The organism is Endozoicomonas sp. (genome assembly GCF_051008435.1).
GTDB lineage: Bacteria > Pseudomonadota > Gammaproteobacteria > Pseudomonadales > Endozoicomonadaceae > Endozoicomonas_A.
Map to the genome: position 1 here is coordinate 1 of NZ_JBPCXO010000166.1, position 2,272 is coordinate 2,272.

3 protein-coding genes are annotated in these 2,272 nt (G+C 44.2%); all 3 read left to right on the plus strand.

Features of this window, described 5'->3' with window-relative positions:
* Nucleotides 1-307 precede the first annotated feature (307 nt).
* Genes tatA through tatC form a run of 3 tightly spaced genes read left to right on the plus strand, consistent with a single transcriptional unit; the run spans nucleotide 308 to nucleotide 1,616 of the window.
* Nucleotides 308-529, plus strand: a complete 222-nt coding sequence (tatA, locus tag ACR2PX_RS08120) for a twin-arginine translocase TatA/TatE family subunit (RefSeq protein ID WP_433998854.1) — start codon at nucleotides 308-310, stop codon at nucleotides 527-529.
* An 11-nt stretch (nucleotides 530-540) separates the two neighbouring features.
* Nucleotides 541-834, plus strand: a complete 294-nt coding sequence (tatB, locus tag ACR2PX_RS08125) for a Sec-independent protein translocase protein TatB (RefSeq protein ID WP_433998855.1) — start codon at nucleotides 541-543, stop codon at nucleotides 832-834.
* A gap of 35 nt (nucleotides 835-869) precedes the next feature.
* Complete coding sequence (tatC, locus tag ACR2PX_RS08130) at nucleotides 870-1,616, plus strand: twin-arginine translocase subunit TatC (protein ID WP_433998856.1); 747 nt, start codon at nucleotides 870-872, stop codon at nucleotides 1,614-1,616.
* Nucleotides 1,617-2,272: the final 656 nt, after the last annotated feature.

Consider the following 2,272-nt stretch of genomic DNA (forward strand, 5'->3'; position numbering starts at 1 on the left):
CGTAGTGAGGGTGTTGCACACATGTCTGATCCTTCAGAAATTTTGATCCTTACAAATCAATCGTCTCCTGAAGGCTATTTCTGTTGCAACCCCTCACTTTTCATCAGCCAACCTGTAAAAGCCCCGGAATTATCCCATGGCAGGAAAAAGACCTGAATAGAACAACTGTACTGCTTCCAGAGCTTTTGACACCGAGTTGTAAGACAACTGTCATGTTTTATCCATATAACTGCCTTACTATGACCCTATTCGGCCGCCCACAGGCGACTGAATCATTTTCCCGATAAAAATAGATGGAGTCATCATTATGGGCCTAGGCGGTATCAGTATCTGGCAACTGTTAATTGTACTGTTGATTGTTGTCATGCTGTTTGGCACCAAAAGACTGAAAGGTCTTGGCAGTGACCTGGGTGGAGCTATTAAAGGCTTCAAAAACAGTATTGGTGATGACTCCAGCTCTGCTAATAGCGTAACGACTAAAAGTCAGGACGCTGAAAAAAACAGGGAACTCAGTCATAACAAAGCCTGAGGGCGGTCAGAGTGTTTGATATAGGCTTTGCCGAGCTTCTGGTCATTTCAGTACTCGCCCTGGTGATTCTGGGGCCAGAGCGCTTACCTCATGCAATAAAAACCACCATGCAGTGGATCAACTACCTTCGTCGCAGCGCCAGCAATATCAAAGAAACGATGAATAAAGAGTTGAAGGTAGACGAGATCAAACAGGACCTGCAGCCGGAAGAGCTGAACCAACAGGCTCGATCCCTGAAACAGGACGTGACCGTATCAGCAGATAAAACGTCCAAACCATCCGATACCAGGAGCAAGGCAGCCTGAGCGCTGCCTTACCAAGCTGTATTGTCGAGACCTTTATGAATACTGAAACTTCCGCTGTTCACTCAAATCAGCCTCTGATCCAGCACCTGCTTGAGCTGCGAACACGGCTACTGAAAAGCTTAGTTGTCACCCTGCTGTTCTTTGCCGGGCTTTTTTACTTTTCCAGCGATATTTACGAACTGGTTTCTGAACCTCTGCGTATGTTGATGCCTGAAGGCACCAGCATGATTGCGACTGACGTAGCCTCGCCCTTCTTTGCCCCCTTTAAACTCAGCCTGGTGCTGGCCCTGTTTCTGGCTATTCCTTTTATTCTCCATCAGGTCTGGGGATTTATTTCACCCGGCCTGTACAAGAACGAAAAATACCTGGCCATTCCCCTGCTGATTGCCAGTGTCATTTTGTTTTATGCCGGTGTCGCCTTTGCCTATTTTGTAGTGTTTCCGCTAGTCTTTGGCTTTTTTACCACTACGGGGCCTGACAGCGTCACGATGATGACCGACATCAGCAGCTACCTGAACTTTATCCTGAAACTGTTTTTGGCCTTTGGTCTGGCCTTTGAAATACCGGTCGCGACGGTTCTGCTGATCTGGTCAGGTGCCAGCTCTGTTCAATCACTATCCCAGAAACGCCCTTATATTGTGGTGGGCTGTTTTGTTATGGGTATGCTTCTGACGCCACCGGATGTTATATCCCAGAGCTTACTGGCTGGCCCTATGTGGTTACTGTTTGAGCTGGGCCTTCTATTTGCCCGGCTGACACCTTTTATGAAGAAGCCTTCCTGATAAGACATAACGGATTCAAAAGGAACTGAATCCGTTATGAATCCCATAAAGAAAACATCAAAATACTGAATACTTATTCAAAATCAATTTCTCTTAACCTCAAGTAAAAGCCATCCCCTTCACCTTCGCATTTAACATTCGCTGTTTATTTCTATAGATACGACTTAAAAACCACTTTCTTTTTTATAAAACTGTTAATCATCACACAAAAATAAATTCACAGAGTTTGTAAAGTGATCACGAATATAAAAACTGTATAAAATATTCAATAAATATTAATTCAATCATCCATAGAGCAGTAACCAGCCAGGCAGTAGACGACCAACAAACTAATCAACGCTCTGCTTAAAGAGGTTAATGTGAAATCAAAAAATCATTTAAGAAGAATTAATCTTCTCCTTGTTCTCATTCTGTTAATGAGTAGCCGACTGGCATTTTCAGGAGGAGCCGGTAACACTTTATTAAAGGATCTAGTGCTACGCGCTGATCTGGTATTTCAAGGAGAGCTACTGGAAAAAAACGAGGAATTATCGTAGCTTCTTAATAACTGCTGCAAAGCCCACAAGGTAGTATGTGAGAAGCTTTTTCAATCAAGTCCGTCAGCCTTGGAAACGAGCCACTGCCTGTTAACCTGTCTGTCAGATAGTCCCAGAATG